This window comes from Mesorhizobium sp. LjRoot246, from assembly GCF_964254115.1.
Classification (GTDB): Bacteria; Pseudomonadota; Alphaproteobacteria; order Rhizobiales; family Rhizobiaceae; genus Mesorhizobium.
The window spans coordinates 3,958,912-3,973,827 of sequence record NZ_CAXUSN020000001.1 but is presented as its reverse complement, the minus strand read 5'-3'; the positions used below and the strand labels follow the sequence as shown (position 1 = coordinate 3,973,827).

Below are 14,916 nucleotides of genomic sequence, written 5' to 3'. Positions count from 1 at the left end.
CTAGTTGTGATTGGAGAGCAAGACGTCCTTGGCTTCGTTAATCCGCGCCGCCAGGAAAGACGTGCCGCCGATATCGGGGTGCAGGCGCTGCATCAGGCGGCGGTGCGCCTTGCGGACATCCGCCGCGGCGGCCCCCGCTTCAAGACCAAGGACCTTGTAGGCCTCCTCCTTAGTCATGGCGCCCGGACCTGGCGCAACACCCAGCCCTTCGCCACCGTTCGTCTCAGTGTTTTTGCGCCAGACGGGAAATCTGCCGTCAAGATACGTCTCTAGCAACTGCCGGCTCTCCGGATCGCCGGAGAGTTCACGGTAGAGATGCTGCAACTCCGCCAGCCCCATCGCGCCAAGCATCTTGCCTTCGTGGCGGCCCGCCAACACAAGGCCCTCCAGTCCGCCCGTAGCGTGATCAAGCTCCATTTCCAATGCCGCGGTGCGCACCGTCGACCGCTTGCCTGGTGCCACTCCGGCCGGCTGGCGTTTCATGCGCATCGAACCATACCAGGCAAGTGCCGCGGTGAGGATCATGCCGCCGATGCCTTCACGGCCGACCACAAGTACGGCAACGCCGACAAGTGCCAGAAGAGCCGGCCCAAGCGTTCGCATCGTGCTCGCCAGTTTCGCGGGCTCGGCGCGCAGAAAGATCGTCACCGCGCCGAGAAGCAGCAGAAGCAACGCTACAAAACCGATGATTGCGCCCATTATTTTCCGCCGCCCCGCAGATGCTCGATCATCAGCCGGTCTTCCGGCCTGCCCCTGGCTTCGAGCGCCTTCAGCCCGCCGGTTGCAAACACAGCAACCGCCGAAAGCAATCCCGCCAGGGTCGCGGCCGCCCGCCGATCAAATCGGAACCAAGCCCCTTTGGACAAACGCGCGATTTCCTTAAACGCTTTTTCCGCGCCCGAATCATGACCTTCCTGGAAGACGAAGACCGGAACGCCATGCAGGCCGAGGCTGCCGGCCTTTTCGGCCAGATCGTCGATGTTCTCTTCCATCGCATCGCCGATATAGACCAGCGCATTGACCTTGGCCGTCACCGTCTGTTTCAGTGCATGCGCCAGCACCTTGCCGATCTGGGTGTGGCCGCTGCGGCATTGGATTCGCGTCATCAGCTGCTTCAAGGCGTTAGTATCGGTCACGAAAGCGGACGAACGGCACTCGCCCAGGCCGCGGAAATAGACCAGTTGGACGCTGAGGATTCCGGCCTTGCCGACGGCATCGAACATCTGGCCCTGCAGTTCACAAGCCAGATCCCAGGTCGGCTGGCGGCTCATCGTCGCGTCGAGCGAAAGGATCAGCCTGCCCGAACCCGTCGCCGACGCGGCCAGCGTCCTTGCCTGACGAAGAAAGGCTTCGATCTCGCCTGCATTGGATTGAGGTTTGACCGGCGCAGGATTGGCCCTTGCGGGCACGGGCTGCTTCTTGTCGTTCATGAAAAGAAGATGTGGCGTGTTCCACCGCTTGCAAGTCCTGCCCAAGCCAACATTGAGGGCCAGAAGCTTGGATCAGAGCAGGCCGAGATCGGCAAGCTCGCGCCGGAGTTTCGGCGGCATCTCGATCAATCCGGCCTTGCCCTTGCCGAGATCGAGCGGCGCGTCCGCCGGCTTCAGGTAGCGCCAGCCCTGAAAGGCCCGGCGCGGCTGCCAGTCGGTGCGCACGACTTGCGGGTCGAGCATCAGATGGCAGCGGCCAATGCCTTCGTCATCGGTGAACGGCCGAATTTCGGTGATCAACTGGCGGCATTGCACATTGCCCTTGATCACCCAGTAGAGCGAACCGCCATCGGTGACCTCGGCGGCGCGCGTCGGCACCATGCGCGTCGTGTGCCAATGCTCGGCCGGCTCGCCGGCGCGGCGCTTCTCGTCGAGGCGAAAAGCGATCCACTCTTCGAGATCCTCGACGCTGTCGCAGCCGACGCAGAGTTTTAGGAGATTAAGTGCCATGGCTTAAGGTTTAGTCCGGCGCGCCGATGCGTCAACGGTCTGATGGACTTCTCCACAGCGCCAGTTTAGGCCAGCCCTCAGCACTCCACGACATTGACGGCAAGTCCGCCAAGGCTGGTTTCCTTGTACTTCTCGTTCATGTCGAGGCCGGTCTGGCGCATGGTTTCGATCGCAGCGTCGAGCGGCACGAAATGGACGCCGTCGCCCTTGATGGCCAGTGACGCGGCCGTCACCGCCTTGACCGCGCCCAGCGCATTGCGCTCGATGCACGGCACTTGCACCAGCCCGCCGACCGGATCACAGGTCATGCCGAGATGGTGCTCCAGCGCGATCTCGGCGGCATTCTCGACCTGCTCAGGGGTGCCGCCCATGACGGCGCACAGGCCGGCCGCCGCCATTGCCGACGCCGACCCGACCTCGCCCTGGCAGCCGACCTCGGCGCCGGAGATCGAGGCGTTGGTCTTGATGATGCCGCCGACGGCGGCGGCCGTCAGCAGGAAATCACGAATGCTCGGCTGGTCGGCCTCGGGATGGAAATGCAGCCAGTAGCGCAGCACCGCCGGCAGCGTGCCGGCAGCACCATTGGTCGGCGCGGTGACGACGCGGCCGCCCGCCGCATTTTCCTCGTTCACCGCCATGGCGTAAATCGACAGCCAGTCATTGGCGAGCAACGGATTTGGCTTGTTCTGCTGCCACTGTTCCTGCAGCTTGTCGTGCAGCATGCGCGCCCGGCGGCGCACCTTCAGTCCGCCCGGCATGATGCCGTCCTGCGACAGGCCGCGGTCTATGCAGCCCTTCATGGCGCTCCAGATGCCGTCGAGGCCGGCGTCGAGCTCCTCGCGCGACATCTGCGTCTCCTCATTGACACGTTTCATGTCGGCGATGGAAAGGCCGCTTTTGCCGGCCATCGCCAGCATCTCGACCGCGTTTTTGAAGGGGTAAGGTACTTTCTTGCCCTCCGTCGTCACCGAGCCCTTGGCCTTCATCCGCTGCAGCTCTTCCTCCGACACCACGAAGCCGCCGCCGATCGAATAGTAGATACGCTTGAGCAACAGCCGGCCGCCAGCATCATAAGCGTAGAACGCCATGCCGTTGGCGTGGCCGGTGAGCGGCGTCTTGCGATCCAGCACCAGATCGGTGGCCGGGTCGAAGCGATAGGACGGATGGCCGGGCGGCGAAATGCGCTTTTCGGCAGCGATGTGGCTGGCAATGCCGTCGGCCTGATCGGGATCGACTGTCTGCGGCGTCAAACCGGCAAGGCCGAGCACGACGGCGCGATCGCTGCCGTGGCCGATGCCGGTATAGGCGAGCGAACCATGCAGGCTGACGCCGAGCCGGTCGACCTTGACGCCCGCCGGGCGCGGCCAGTCATTTCCCGCGACCTCGTCGAGAAACCGCGCAGCGGCGGTCATCGGTCCCATCGTATGGGAGCTCGAGGGTCCGATGCCGATCTTGAACAGGTCGAAAACCGAAAGGAACACGCGGCGCTGTCTCCTGGAGTCACGTCGAGGACTACATATAGGAATTCCCAGGATGTTTCCGCTCTTTTGGCACTCGCGGCGCGGCACCCGCCGACCTTGTATGCTCCGGCAGCGACATTGGCGCAGATCGCTGTATGCGGACATCGAAGTGATCGCGCCGAATGTGATAAATTCAGGGCATGGGCGATTCCTTCGATCTTTCGATGGCCGATCTCGCGGCGCTGGCTTTCTTCCTCGCCGCGTGGCTGCTGCACACGCTTGCCTCCGACGGCAAGTTGACCAGCCGCGTATCGCTGACCACGGCTATGAATACGCAGCGGCAAGCCTGGATGCGGACCATGGCCGAGCGCGAAATCCGCATCGTCGACACCGCCATCATGAGCGGGTTGCAACAGGGAACCGCCTTTTTCGCCTCCAGTTCGCTGATCGCGATCGGTGGTTGCTTCGCCTTGCTCGGTGCATCCGACCGGGTTCTCGAAGTGCTGAGCGACCTACCCCTGGGCGGCGCGCCGTCGCGCGCGGCCTTTCAGATAAAGGTGCTCGGGCTGGTGCTGATCCTGGCGTTTTCGTTCTTCAAATTCGGCTGGGCGTACCGGCTGTTCAACTACTGCACGATCCTGATAGGCGCCGTGCCGATCCCGCATGGCGAAGCCTCACGCAATCCGGTCACCGAAACCGCGGTGTGGCGTGCGGCGCAAATGAACATGCTCGCCGGGAAGCACTTCAACTCTGGCCTGCGCGGCGTGTTTTTCTCGATCGGCTATCTCGGCTGGTTCGTCGACCCCATGGTGTTCGTGTTGTCGACGCTGTTGCTGCTGGCCGTGCTGGTGCGGCGCCAGTTCTTCTCGGCGGCCAGGCAAGCGGTGATCGGTCAGCCGCCTGGAAAAGGCTGATCGATCCGCCCTGACAACCAGTAGGCGATCAAACCGATCCATTCGCGGATGGCTGTCGTGGTGGCCTGCAGCGAATCGGCTGGATTGTCGCGGAACAAGCCGATGCCTTCCCGTCCCGAAGTGCGATAGTCGACCGGCCAGGGAACAGTGGCGAAGCCGGCCTTGTCGAAAAGCGCCTTGGCACGCGGCATATGGAAGGCCGAGGTCACCAGCAGCCACGTCTCGCCGGCCTTCGGCGTTACCAGCTCCTTGGTGAAGACGGCATTCTCATAGGTGTTGCGGGATTTGTTTTCGAGGATCAGGCGATCGGCCGTCACGCCAAGCGCGGTAAGCAAACGGGGCGCCGTGGCCGCATCGCCCTCGCCGTCGAGAAACAGTTCGCCGGTGCCGCCGGAGACGATCACCTTGGCTGCTGGAAAACGCCGGGCCAGAATTGCGGTCTCGACCATCCGATCGCCGCCGCTGTTCAGTTCATAGCCGCCGCGCACCAGATTGATGGTGCCCTCGAGGCCACCGCCGAGCACGACAATGCCGTCGACCTTTTCCGGCAGCGACTGGCGTGGGAAGCGCTCTTCGAGCGGATTGAGCATCATGGCGCCAAGCGACGTCCAGGCCGACAACGCAAGGATCAGAAATGCCAGCACGCTGCCCGTCGCAGCCAACCGCCGGCGGCCGATCATGGCCGCGAGCAGCCCCGCCAGCAGCAGGAAGATCGCCAGATTGAGTGGTTGGACGAAGAACCAGAATATCTTGGAGAGATAGAAGAACATTGGCTGCCTATCGTCGACTCGAATTCTCACGACCGATGAAGTGCTCGACGGCGCTCGTCACAGCCTCGGCCTCGGACCGGCTCAACTCCCTGCCGAAAACAAGGACGCCGTCAGTGTTGGTCAACCTGATGACTTCCGACAGACCGGCTTCATCCGTTGGATAGGTATGGTCGAGGATTTCGATCTGAAGGTGCCCTTTCAAAGGCAATGACGAACGATTTCGCAAAAAACCCCTGACGTCGCGCACGGCTGCGGCGTTGGTTAGCCGCAGGGTTTCCTTGCCGAATACCAGCCAAATGAAATCCTTGCCGAGGAAATAGGTGAAGAGGGCAATGATCACCGCGAACGAGAGCAGACCGAGAGTGCCGCTGGCGACGGTTGCGGGCGACGTGTCGGTCAATCCCATGTAGCCGGTGTAGGCAACGATCGCGGCCCCAACCAGGACGAAACCCATCCTGAAATCCGAGATGCGTGGTGGGTTGGTTATCAGCAGTTCGTCTCCCGTCTCGACGATGGAAATGCGAGACGGGGGCGGCATGCTACCACCACTTCTCCGGCTGGAATGTGCCTGCGGCCTGCTCGATGACGGCAGCGGTCTGGAACAGGGTTTCCTCGTCGAACGGCCGACCGATCAGCTGCAAGCCGAGCGGCAGGCCCTTGGCGTCGAGCCCGGCGGGCACGGCAATGCCTGGCAGTCCGGCCATGTTCACGGTGACCGTGAAAATGTCGTTCAGGTACATCTTGACCGGATCGGCGGCCATATCCTCGTCGGCGATGCCGAAGGCGGCGGACGGCGTTGCCGGCGTCAGGATCACATCGACGCCGGCGGCGAAGACGGTCTCAAAATCGCGCTTGATCAGATTGCGCACCTTCTGCGCCTGCAGATAGTAGGCGTCGTAATAGCCGGCCGACAACACATAGGTGCCGATCATGATGCGGCGCTTGACCTCGCGGCCGAAACCGGCGGCGCGGGTCTTCTCATACATGTCGACGATATCCTTGCCCGGCACGCGCAAGCCGTAGCGGACGCCGTCATAGCGGGCGAGGTTGGACGACGCTTCGGCGGGCGCAACGATGTAGTAGGCCGGCAGCGCGTATTTGGTGTGCGGGAGCGAAATGTCGACGATCTCGGCGCCGGCGTCCTTCAACCAAGCAATGCCCTTCTGCCACAGCGCCTCGATCTCTTCGGGCATGCCATCGACGCGGTATTCCCTAGGAATGCCGACCTTCATGCCCTTGATCGGCTTGCCGATCGCCGCCTCATAGTCCGGTACCGGCCGGTCGACCGACGTCGTGTCCTTCGGATCGACGGACGCCATCGACTTCAGCAGGATCGCGGCGTCGCGCACGTCGCGGGCGATCGGTCCGGCCTGGTCGAGCGACGAAGCGAAGGCGACAATGCCCCAGCGCGAACAGCGGCCATAGGTTGGCTTGATGCCGACCGTGCCGGTGAAGGCGGCCGGCTGGCGGATCGAGCCGCCAGTGTCCGTCGCGGTCGCACCGGCACACAGGAAGGCCGAGACCGCGGTTGCCGAACCGCCGGAAGAGCCACCCGGCACCAGCTGCGCATTGTCCAGGCTGCGCGCGGTTCTGGTGCCGCCGGCTGAGACGAAGCCGCCATCGCCCTGATGCGTCGTCGGCATCACCACCGTGTCGAGGCGCGAGCGCCGCCACGGATTGATGACCGGGCCATAGTAGGAGGTCTCGTTGGACGAGCCCATGGCGAACTCGTCCATGTTGAGCTTGCCCAGCATGACAGCGCCGTCGGCCCACAGGTTTGATGTAACGGTCGATTCGTAGTGCGGCTTGAACCCGTCGAGCACATGGCTGCAGGCCTGCGTATGGACGCCTTCGGTGCCGAACAGATCCTTGATCCCCAACGGGATGCCTTCCAGCGCACCGCCCTCGCCCTTGACCAGCCTGGCGTCGGACGCCTTGGCCATGTCGCGCGCCTTGTCGCCGGTTACCGCGACATAGGCATTGAGCGCCGGATTGGCGCGATCGATGGCCGAGAGATAGGCCTCGGTGATCTCGGTCGCGGTGATTTCCTTGCCGCGCAGCTTGGCGCGGGCCTGTGAAATCGTCAGCTGGGTCAGGTCGCTCATCAAAGGCTCTTTTCGTAAAACACCGACCACTGAGAATCGGGATAATCCAGCACCGGGCCGCAGCGCGAAAACCCGGCGCGTTCGTAGACGGTCCACGCCGCGGGATGACGATCGCCCGTCTCCAGCACCAGGCGCTTCAGCCCCTCATTGCGTGCCAGCGCCTCGACCTGCTCGACGATTTTCGCGCCGATCTTCTGCCCGCGATGCGAAGGCCGCGTGTACATGCGCTTGACCTCGCCGACGGCACCGTCATGGCGTTTCAGCGCGCCGCAGCCGATGGCTGTGCCATTATCGCGGGCGATGAAAACGGTCGTGTCCTCACCGGCCATCTGCTCGACCGTCAGATGGTAGCAGTGCTCTGGTGGCGTCAGTTCGAGCAAGGTCTCGTTGAGTTCCTCGACCAGACCGCGCACATCGTCCTGCAGCGGCGTCTCAATGGCGATCTCGATTGCCATCGGCCGGCTACTCCACGACCTTCGGCACGAGGAAGAAATTCTCTTCGGTCGCCGGCGCGTTGGCGACGATGTCGGCCGCCTTGCTGCCGTCGGTGACGACATCCATGCGCTTCTTCATGTCCATCGGCGTCACCGAGGTCATCGGCTCGACGCCGGAAACATCGACCTCGTTCAGCTGCTCGACGAAGCCCAGAATGGCGTTCAGTTCGCCGGTCATGCGTTCGGCATCTTCTTCGCTCACCGCGATGCGGGCGAGATGCGCAACGCGCTTCACTGTCTGAAGATCTACGGACATGTTTCTGCCTCGGGGGAAAACCAGTTCGGGCTATAGCGGCGCCGCGCGCGCTGCGCAACATGCATCGTGCGAGGGACCAGGCAGTGGTGGCTGCCCGGCTCTTCGGTCATCGGTTCTACAGAGTGCTGTCTACGGCAGGGCAACGCCCTCGCACAAATAGTAGCTGCCGCTGTTGCCGCTGGCCTCGCTTTCGTCGCCAGCCGGCCGGACCGACACGAGATCGACTTGTTTCGCGTTCATTTGCGTCACCGAAAGGACATCCGGAAACACATAGCCCGGTTCCTGGCAGATGGCCGTCACCGCCCAGCTCGGCGAAGCCGTCGCCTTGCTGATCTGCAGAAACTCGCAATTGTATTCAACGCTTTGCAGGCCATGCGCCGAAAGCACGATATTGCCCGCATCGATCAGGGGTTGCAGCGTATCCTTCTTGGCCTGTTTGCAAAGCTCCTCGGACTGAAGGTAGACGCCTTCGATGAAATCATCGGCGGCGAGCGCGGGCGACGCCGCAACCAGCATGGACACACAAAGAGATCGTCCCAACACCATGGATTTGTTCCGCTTTAGCTGCGTCTAGATCGTAATCGTCTCACCTATCTTCGGCAATGCGACTTTGATGCCGGATCCTTCCAGGCCGGCCTCGAACTTGTCGGCGGTCGGATCGATCATCGGAAAGGTGCCGAAGTGACAGGGAACCACGGTGTCGAACTTGAAGAGGCGGCGGCAGGCAAGTGCCGCCACCGCACCGCCCATGGTGAAGCGGTCGCCGATCGGCACAATGCCGATCTTCGGCTCGTGCAACTCGTTGATCAGCGCCATGTCGGAGAAGATGTCTGTGTCGCCCATGTGATAGAGCGTTTTGTCTTCGGGGAAATGCAGGACGAGGCCGCCGGGATTGCCGAGATAGGTGTTCAGGCCGCCCTCGCCCGGGAATGAGGAGGAATGCAGCGCCTGGACGAAAGTGGTGGTGAAGCCGCCGCAATCGACGGTGCCGCCGATGTTGCCGGGATTGATCTTCTTGTCGCTGGCGCCCTTGCCGACCAGGAACATGCAGATCTCGAAATTGGCGACCAGCTGCGCGCCGCTTTTGCCGAGCACTTCCAGCGCGCCGCTGATGTGGTCGCTGTGGCCATGCGTCAGCAGCACATGCGTGACCCCTTCAGCCGGTCCCTCCCAGCCGCCCGTCCAGGACGGATTGCCGATCAAATAGGGATCGATGAGGATCTTGGCGTCAGCCGTTTCGATGCGAAAGGCCGAGTGGCCGTACCAGGTCAGTTTCATGAATGCATTCCTCGATTTTTGGCTTGCCAGAGGATAGAACGCCGATAGCCCGGAGATCAAAGGGTTACTGTGCCCGTTGTGCGTTTGAACGAACACATGGCGGTGAAAGGTGAAGGACGGCCGGTGGGCATTATCACGATAGAGGAATTGCCGGCGCGGCTGGCCGGCGGCAAGACGCTGGCCGGGCTTGACCTTGGCGACAAGACAATCGGCGTCGCGGTCTCGGACCAGAGGTTTTCCTTCGCCCATCCGCGCCCGGTCATCATGCGAAGGAAATTCTCGCTCGATGCCGCCGTGCTGCTCGCTTTGCTGCAAAAGGAGAATGCCGGCGCGGTGGTGATCGGGCTGCCGATCAACATGGACGGTTCGGAAGGGCCGCGCGCGCAGAAATCTCGCGCCTTCGTCCGCAACATGGCACAGCTAAGCGACCTGCCCTTCGTGCTCTGGGACGAAAGGCTATCGACGGTCGCGGCCGAAAGGACGCTGATCGAGATGGATTTCTCGCGCCGCAAACGCGCCGGCAAGATCGATTCGGCGGCAGCCGCGTTTATTCTGCAGGGAGTTTTGGACCGGCTTCAGTCGCTCCACGCATCCGCTCGAACGGAACCGGATCCGCCCAGCGCCGTCTGACCCAGCCTGTGATCTCACGGCGACGGCGAAACGCCCACAGCGCCATCAGCAGAAACCCGTCGAAGACGCAGGCCTTTGCCACCATGCCGGGGATAGTCGCCGGATCGATACCGAGCATCTGGCCATAGAGCTCGAAGACGAAGTCGTGCAGCCGCCGGCTGAGCATGACATAGCCGAAATTCATATCGTTGAGGGACAGGTAGAACCAGCCCCAGAACAGCGCCATCGGGGCAGCCCACAATGCAAAGATGTAACGCATCAGCGGCCTCCCGTGGGGTTGGAGCCAGTGCGGCCCGATATGAGTGAAAGCAGGGAATTGTGGGCCGCGGCCTTTGCCATGCCATGCGCGACGGCGTGGACCTCGCCCTCGCCCGAAGCAGATGCCGCAACCGCGGACCGGCGCTCGGCAAGCATGGCGACGTAGGACGCCAGAAGTGCGGCCAGTTGCACGGCGACAACCATGAACAGTCCGTTGATGCCTTGCGCGGCGCCACCGATGACGATCAGCGACAGCACGCCGGACGCGGAGATGAAGGCGATGCGGGCAACGCTATCAGAGCCCGGGCTGGTCGCGTCGTTGATCAGGGCTTCGACAAAAGCCCAGCAGAACAGCACTGCCACGACGAGCAATGCGGTGGCAAGCGGCGCCACGACGACAGTGTTGTCGAGGTCGACGAAGCGAGTGCCCTCGATCGTGGCACCCAACACGCCGAGCGCCGCCGCCACACCACGGTTTCCGTCGATGCAGATGAGCGCAAGCAGGGCGAAAACAATCGCCCAGTGCAAGGCCAGAAAAGAGGTCAGTACCTGTCGCATCGGCGTTCCTGCTTCGCAAAGCAAGGGACGGCCAATCTGAACCATTCCCTGCTCTCGCTGGGACAGTGGGCTTTGCCGCCCGCCACCGCAACGGAAACCATTTGTTAAGGTTAACGGCGATTAGCCATACGCGTGCGGAAACCCACCAACGCCTCAAAACAGTGGATGGCGTCGGTTTTTGCGATGCTCGCGGTTCAATTCACCGGCGGATAGAGCGTGTCGATGATCATGCGCGCATCGTGGCGCGAATCGAGCATGCCATAGGTGTTGCGCCATTGGCCGGCCAAACGCGTCTCGACGAAAGCGTCGGCGATCCGCCCTGCCCCAAGCCGGCGCAACTCCGCTGCCGCGGCCGACAGCGCCAGCTGTTCGGTGAGCAGACGGGCCGAGCCCTCATCGGTTGCAGCGACCTGCATCGCCGCCTTCAGCACGCCGATCGTGCCGCGTCCGCCGGCGCCGAGATCGCGATCGATGCCGGCCAGCACGTCCTCGAACAGGCCGGGTGCACGGCCAAGCACGCGCAGCACGTCGAGCGCCATGACATTGCCTGACCCTTCCCAGATCGCGTTGACCGGGGCCTCGCGATAGTAGCGCGCGAGTGGCGCTTCCTCGACATAGCCATTGCCGCCCAGACACTCCATCGCCTCGTAGAGCAGCGGCGGCGCGATCTTGCAGACCCAGTATTTGACCACCGGCGTCATGGCGCGGGCAAACGCTGCCTCGCCGCGATCGCTTGCCGCCTCGTCGAAGGACCGCGCCAGCCGGAACGACAGCGCGGTGGCGGCGGCGACATCGAGCGCCAGGTCGGCCAGCACGCGCTGCATCAGCGGCTGCTCGATCAAGGTTGAGCCGAACACCTGTCGGTGGCGCGCATGATGAACGGCCTCGGCGAGGCCCGCGCGCATGATCGCCGACGATGCGATGGCACAATCGAGGCGGGTCAGGGTGACCATGTCCATGATCGTCTTCACGCCGGCACCCGGTTCACCGACCATCTCGCCGATGGCATTGACGAATTCGACTTCGGAGGACGCGTTGGAACGGTTGCCGAGCTTGTCCTTCAGCCGCTGGAAGCGGAAGCCGTTGCCCGTGCCGTCACCGAGAACGCGCGGCACGAGGAAGCACGACAGCCCCTCCGGCGCCTGCGCCAGCACCAGGAAGGCATCCGACATCGGTGCCGACATGAACCATTTGTGTCCGGTCAGGCGATAAAACCCGCTGCCGGCGCGTTCCGCCCTCGTCACATTGGCGCGCACATCGGTGCCGCCCTGTTTCTCGGTCATGCCCATGCCGAGCGTCAGCCCGGTCTTCTCGACCGGCGGCTTCTGGCTCTGGTCGTATTTGCGCGTCGTCACGCGCGGCGCCCATTCGCGAAACAGCTTTGGGCTGGCCATCAAGGCGGCGAGTGAAGCGTTGGTCATGGTGATGGGGCAGAGATGCCCGGTCTCGAGCTCCGCCGTCAGATAGAACCGGGCAGCCCGCACCTGATGGCGGCGGCCGATCTCGGCATCGCCGTTTTCCCAGACCGAGGAATGCAGCCCGTTGGCCACCGAACGGCGCATCAGAGCGTGATAGGCGGGGTGGAATTCGACCACATCGATGCGCCGTCCCTGGCGATCGTGCGTCCTCAGCTTCGGCGTCTCGACATTGGCGAGGCGCGCCAACTCCTGCGCCTCCTGCGTCAGCACGAAACGGCCGAGCCCGTCGAGTTCCCGGCGTACCGGATCGGAAAAACGCTCCGCGAGCTGGATCAGCAACGGATCGCCCCGCCAGGCGTTGCCGCCCGTCAGCGGCGGCGGCTGGTTCGTCACGTCGTCGGTCACGCCCAATCCTTCTATCGGTAGAAAGCCACGAATCCGGGGCCGTCGGCTAGATATAGCCAAGCCATGCGGCGCGCGCGATGAAAATACCGGGGAGAACGGCTGCAATGCAAAGCTGGCGCTTGCGGCCGCAAAAACTCCACCCTATAGCAGCGCCTTGAGATGACCGACGCTTCGTCCCTGCCACTCTACCCTCATCGCCATCTTTTGGGCATCCGCGACCTTTCCCCCGCCGACATCGAGCTATTGCTCGACAGGGCGGATCGAGCGGTCGCGATCTCGCGGCAGTCCGAGAAGAAAACCTCGACGTTGCGCGGCCGCACCCAGATCAACCTGTTCTATGAAGCCTCGACGCGCACGCAGTCGTCGTTCGAGCTTGCCGGAAAGCGGCTCGGCGCCGACGTCATGAACATGTCGGTGGCGAGTTCCTCGGTGAAGAAGGGCGAAACGCTCATCGACACGGCGATGACGCTGAATGCTATGCGTCCCGACATATTGATCATCCGCCACCAGTCGGCGGGTGCGGCGGCCCTTCTGGCGCAAAAGGTCGGTTGCTCCGTCGTCAATGCCGGCGACGGCGCGCATGAACACCCGACACAAGCGCTGCTCGACGCGCTGACCATCCGCCGCGCCAAGGGGCCGCTGTCGAAGCTGATCGTGGCGATCTGCGGTGACATCCTGCATTCGCGCGTGGCGCGCTCGAACATCATGCTGCTCAACGCGCTCGGCGCGCAGGTGCGCGTCGTCGCGCCGTCGACGCTGCTGCCCACCGGCATCGAGAAAATGGGCGTCATCGTTACCCGCTCGATGGCCGAAGGCCTCAAGGACGCCGATGTGGTGATGATGCTGCGCCTGCAGCGCGAGCGCATGGAAGGTTCCTTCGTGCCTTCGGTGCGCGAATATTTCCGCTATTTCGGCCTCGATGCGGAAAAACTGAAGGCCGCCAAGGACGATGCGCTGGTGATGCATCCCGGGCCGATGAACCGCGGCGTCGAGATCGCCTCGGAAATCGCCGACGGTCCGCAAAGCGTCATCCAGGAACAGGTTGAGATGGGCGTTGCCGTGCGTATGGCGGTGATGGAAGCGCTGCTTGACCCGCGCCGCAACCACGAAGGCCGCGGCGCATGAGCATAACGGTTTTTGAGCGCGCCCGCATTGTCGACCCCTCGCGCGGTATCGACGAAGTCGGCGCCGTCATCGTCGATGGCAAGAAAATCCTTGCCGCCGGCAAGGCGGCGCTGAACCAGGGCGCCCCCGAGGGCGCCACCGTCATCGACTGTGCCGGCAAGGCGATCATTCCGGGCCTGATCGATGGCCGCGTCTTCATCGGCGAACCGGGCGGCGAGCATCGCGAAACCATTGCGTCGGCAAGTGTCGCGGCGGCGGCTGGCGGCGTCACATCGATCGTCATGATGCCCGATACCGATCCGGTGATCGACAATGTCGCGCTGGTCGAGTTCGTGCTGCGCACAGCCAAGGATACGGCGATCGTCAACGTCTTTCCGGCGGCGGCGATCACCAAGGGCCTCGACGGCCGCGAGATGACCGAGTTCGGTCTGCTGCGCGAAGCCGGCGCAGTCGCCTTCACCGATGGCCGCCACACCATACCGAGCGCCCTGGTGATGCGCCGCGCGCTGACCTATGCGCGCGACTTCGGCGCCACCATCGTGCATGAAACGCAGGATGCCGACCTCAGATCGTCCGGCGTGATGAACGAGGGCCTCTATGCAAGCTGGCTCGGCCTTTCCGGCATTCCGCGCGAAGCCGAATCCATCCCGCTGGAGCGCGATCTTGCGCTGGCGCGGCTGACGCGCGGTTCGTACCATGCGGCGAAGATCTCGACGGCGATGGCGGTGAACGCCGTGACGCGTGCGAAAGCCGATGGTGCTGCCGTCACATCGGGCGTTGCGATCCACAATATGTCGCTGAATGAAAACGACGTCGGTGAATACCGCACATTCTTTCGCCTGACGCCGCCATTGCGCGCCGAGGAGGACCGGCTGGCAATGATCGAGGCGGTCAGGGACGGCACGATCGACATCATCGTTTCCTCGCACGATCCGCAGGACGTCGACACCAAGCGCCTGCCTTTCGCCGATGCCGCGGCTGGCGCCATTGGGCTCGAAACCCTGCTTGGCGCCGCCTTGCGGCTCTACCACAATGGCGACGTGCCGTTGCTCCGGCTGATAGAGACCTTGTCCACCGCTCCCGCAAAGCTATTCGGGCTGCCCGGCGGCACGCTGAAGCCGGGTGCGGTCGCCGATCTTGCGCTTGTCGATCTCGACGAACCCTGGATCGTCAGCGAAAGCGGCATTCGTTCGCGCTCGAAAAACACCTGTTTCGAAGGCGCGCGGCTGCAAGGCAAGGTCTTGCAAACGCTGGTTGCGGGCCGCACAGTGTTTTCCGTCTGAGCCGGACACCCGCGCACCGCGC

General features: G+C 63.4%; 18 protein-coding genes. 4 read left to right on the top strand and 14 right to left on the bottom strand.

Annotated features, from left to right (window positions below; genetic code table 11):
• The 4 genes from ACSQ3L_RS19245 to ACSQ3L_RS19230 all read right to left on the bottom strand — a co-directional run bounded on the left by ACSQ3L_RS19245 (position 1) and on the right by ACSQ3L_RS19230 (position 3,421).
• Positions 1-699, bottom strand: a complete 699-nt coding sequence (locus tag ACSQ3L_RS19245) for a DnaJ domain-containing protein (RefSeq protein ID WP_436161383.1) — start codon at positions 697-699, stop codon at positions 1-3.
• On the bottom strand, positions 699-1,430 hold the full coding sequence (locus tag ACSQ3L_RS19240; RefSeq protein ID WP_436161382.1) for a VWA domain-containing protein: 732 nt from the start codon (positions 1,428-1,430) through the stop codon (positions 699-701). Before ACSQ3L_RS19240 ends, ACSQ3L_RS19245 begins: the two co-directional genes overlap by 1 nt.
• A gap of 72 nt (positions 1,431-1,502) precedes the next feature.
• The gene (locus ACSQ3L_RS19235; protein WP_436161381.1) at positions 1,503-1,940 is read right to left on the bottom strand and encodes a DUF1489 family protein; all 438 of its coding nucleotides are present in this window, start codon (positions 1,938-1,940) and stop codon (positions 1,503-1,505) included.
• A gap of 77 nt (positions 1,941-2,017) precedes the next feature.
• The gene (locus ACSQ3L_RS19230; RefSeq protein WP_436161380.1) at positions 2,018-3,421 is read right to left on the bottom strand and encodes an L-serine ammonia-lyase; all 1,404 of its coding nucleotides are present in this window, start codon (positions 3,419-3,421) and stop codon (positions 2,018-2,020) included.
• Positions 3,422-3,600: 179 nt separating this feature from the next.
• Here ACSQ3L_RS19230 and ACSQ3L_RS19225 point away from each other — a divergent pair, with 179 nt between their 5' ends.
• A complete protein-coding gene (locus tag ACSQ3L_RS19225) occupies positions 3,601-4,314 on the top strand; it encodes a DUF599 domain-containing protein (protein ID WP_436161379.1) in 714 nt (237 codons plus the stop codon).
• On the opposite strand, the gene ACSQ3L_RS19220 is transcribed toward ACSQ3L_RS19225, so the two are convergent.
• From ACSQ3L_RS19220 to ACSQ3L_RS19190, 7 genes are all read right to left on the bottom strand, one after another.
• Positions 4,293-5,084, bottom strand: a complete 792-nt coding sequence (locus tag ACSQ3L_RS19220; protein WP_436161378.1) for a YdcF family protein — start codon at positions 5,082-5,084, stop codon at positions 4,293-4,295. The genes ACSQ3L_RS19225 and ACSQ3L_RS19220 overlap by 22 nt on opposite strands.
• A gap of 7 nt (positions 5,085-5,091) precedes the next feature.
• Positions 5,092-5,538, bottom strand: coding sequence for a hypothetical protein (locus ACSQ3L_RS19215; protein WP_436161377.1), 447 nt, complete (start codon positions 5,536-5,538; stop codon positions 5,092-5,094).
• A gap of 85 nt (positions 5,539-5,623) precedes the next feature.
• Positions 5,624-7,189 carry an amidase gene (locus ACSQ3L_RS19210; protein WP_436161376.1) on the bottom strand — a complete coding sequence of 522 codons (1,566 nt, stop codon included), beginning with the start codon at positions 7,187-7,189 and terminating at the stop codon, positions 5,624-5,626.
• Positions 7,189-7,644, bottom strand: a complete 456-nt coding sequence (locus ACSQ3L_RS19205) for a GNAT family N-acetyltransferase (protein WP_436161375.1) — start codon at positions 7,642-7,644, stop codon at positions 7,189-7,191. Before ACSQ3L_RS19205 ends, ACSQ3L_RS19210 begins: the two co-directional genes overlap by 1 nt.
• Before the next feature lie 7 nt (positions 7,645-7,651).
• Complete coding sequence (gene gatC, locus ACSQ3L_RS19200) at positions 7,652-7,939, bottom strand: Asp-tRNA(Asn)/Glu-tRNA(Gln) amidotransferase subunit GatC (RefSeq protein ID WP_292179006.1); 288 nt, start codon at positions 7,937-7,939, stop codon at positions 7,652-7,654.
• 129 nt (positions 7,940-8,068) lie between these two features.
• Complete coding sequence (locus ACSQ3L_RS19195; protein WP_436163481.1) at positions 8,069-8,455, bottom strand: hypothetical protein; 387 nt, start codon at positions 8,453-8,455, stop codon at positions 8,069-8,071.
• Between the two features lie 54 nt (positions 8,456-8,509).
• Positions 8,510-9,217 carry a metal-dependent hydrolase gene (locus ACSQ3L_RS19190; RefSeq protein ID WP_436161374.1) on the bottom strand — a complete coding sequence of 236 codons (708 nt, stop codon included), beginning with the start codon at positions 9,215-9,217 and terminating at the stop codon, positions 8,510-8,512.
• A 123-nt stretch (positions 9,218-9,340) separates the two neighbouring features.
• On the opposite strand from ACSQ3L_RS19190, the gene ruvX reads away from it, so the two are divergent.
• Positions 9,341-9,847, top strand: a complete 507-nt coding sequence (gene ruvX / locus ACSQ3L_RS19185; protein ID WP_436161373.1) for a Holliday junction resolvase RuvX — start codon at positions 9,341-9,343, stop codon at positions 9,845-9,847.
• Here the strand turns inward: ruvX and ACSQ3L_RS19180 are convergent.
• The 3 genes from ACSQ3L_RS19180 to ACSQ3L_RS19170 all read right to left on the bottom strand — a co-directional run bounded on the left by ACSQ3L_RS19180 (position 9,765) and on the right by ACSQ3L_RS19170 (position 12,486).
• Complete coding sequence (locus ACSQ3L_RS19180; RefSeq protein ID WP_436161372.1) at positions 9,765-10,106, bottom strand: DUF6105 family protein; 342 nt, start codon at positions 10,104-10,106, stop codon at positions 9,765-9,767. The genes ruvX and ACSQ3L_RS19180 overlap by 83 nt on opposite strands.
• Positions 10,106-10,663, bottom strand: coding sequence for a hypothetical protein (locus ACSQ3L_RS19175; protein ID WP_436161371.1), 558 nt, complete (start codon positions 10,661-10,663; stop codon positions 10,106-10,108). Before ACSQ3L_RS19175 ends, ACSQ3L_RS19180 begins: the two co-directional genes overlap by 1 nt.
• Positions 10,664-10,857: 194 nt before the next feature.
• A complete protein-coding gene (locus ACSQ3L_RS19170) occupies positions 10,858-12,486 on the bottom strand; it encodes a DNA alkylation response protein (RefSeq protein ID WP_436161370.1) in 1,629 nt (542 codons plus the stop codon).
• Between the two features lie 159 nt (positions 12,487-12,645).
• Between ACSQ3L_RS19170 and ACSQ3L_RS19165 the strand changes: the two genes are divergently transcribed.
• The gene (locus ACSQ3L_RS19165) at positions 12,646-13,611 is read left to right on the top strand and encodes an aspartate carbamoyltransferase catalytic subunit (protein ID WP_436161369.1); all 966 of its coding nucleotides are present in this window, start codon (positions 12,646-12,648) and stop codon (positions 13,609-13,611) included.
• Positions 13,608-14,894, top strand: a complete 1,287-nt coding sequence (locus ACSQ3L_RS19160; RefSeq protein ID WP_436161368.1) for a dihydroorotase — start codon at positions 13,608-13,610, stop codon at positions 14,892-14,894. Before ACSQ3L_RS19165 ends, ACSQ3L_RS19160 begins: the two co-directional genes overlap by 4 nt.
• The last annotated feature ends 22 nt before the right edge of the window (positions 14,895-14,916 follow it).

What these genes read in the sequence shown, in the direction of transcription:
- ACSQ3L_RS19160 (WP_436161368.1), top strand. Translation starts at nt 13,608, where the DNA reads ATGAGCATAACGGTTTTTGAGCGCGCCCGCATTGTCGACCCCTCGCGC.
- ACSQ3L_RS19190 (WP_436161374.1), bottom strand. Translation starts at nt 9,217, where the DNA reads ATGAAACTGACCTGGTACGGCCACTCGGCCTTTCGCATCGAAACGGCT.
- gatC (WP_292179006.1), bottom strand. Translation starts at nt 7,939, where the DNA reads ATGTCCGTAGATCTTCAGACAGTGAAGCGCGTTGCGCATCTCGCCCGC.
- ACSQ3L_RS19210 (WP_436161376.1), bottom strand. Translation starts at nt 7,189, where the DNA reads ATGAGCGACCTGACCCAGCTGACGATTTCACAGGCCCGCGCCAAGCTG.
- ACSQ3L_RS19225 (WP_436161379.1), top strand. Translation starts at nt 3,601, where the DNA reads ATGGGCGATTCCTTCGATCTTTCGATGGCCGATCTCGCGGCGCTGGCT.
- ACSQ3L_RS19240 (WP_436161382.1), bottom strand. Translation starts at nt 1,430, where the DNA reads ATGAACGACAAGAAGCAGCCCGTGCCCGCAAGGGCCAATCCTGCGCCG.
- ACSQ3L_RS19205 (WP_436161375.1), bottom strand. Translation starts at nt 7,644, where the DNA reads ATGGCAATCGAGATCGCCATTGAGACGCCGCTGCAGGACGATGTGCGC.
- ACSQ3L_RS19245 (WP_436161383.1), bottom strand. Translation starts at nt 699, where the DNA reads ATGGGCGCAATCATCGGTTTTGTAGCGTTGCTTCTGCTGCTTCTCGGC.
- ACSQ3L_RS19220 (WP_436161378.1), bottom strand. Translation starts at nt 5,084, where the DNA reads ATGTTCTTCTATCTCTCCAAGATATTCTGGTTCTTCGTCCAACCACTC.
- ACSQ3L_RS19180 (WP_436161372.1), bottom strand. Translation starts at nt 10,106, where the DNA reads ATGCGTTACATCTTTGCATTGTGGGCTGCCCCGATGGCGCTGTTCTGG.
- ACSQ3L_RS19175 (WP_436161371.1), bottom strand. Translation starts at nt 10,663, where the DNA reads ATGCGACAGGTACTGACCTCTTTTCTGGCCTTGCACTGGGCGATTGTT.
- ACSQ3L_RS19235 (WP_436161381.1), bottom strand. Translation starts at nt 1,940, where the DNA reads ATGGCACTTAATCTCCTAAAACTCTGCGTCGGCTGCGACAGCGTCGAG.
- ACSQ3L_RS19215 (WP_436161377.1), bottom strand. Translation starts at nt 5,538, where the DNA reads ATGGGTTTCGTCCTGGTTGGGGCCGCGATCGTTGCCTACACCGGCTAC.
- ACSQ3L_RS19195 (WP_436163481.1), bottom strand. Translation starts at nt 8,455, where the DNA reads ATGCTGGTTGCGGCGTCGCCCGCGCTCGCCGCCGATGATTTCATCGAA.
- ACSQ3L_RS19165 (WP_436161369.1), top strand. Translation starts at nt 12,646, where the DNA reads ATGACCGACGCTTCGTCCCTGCCACTCTACCCTCATCGCCATCTTTTG.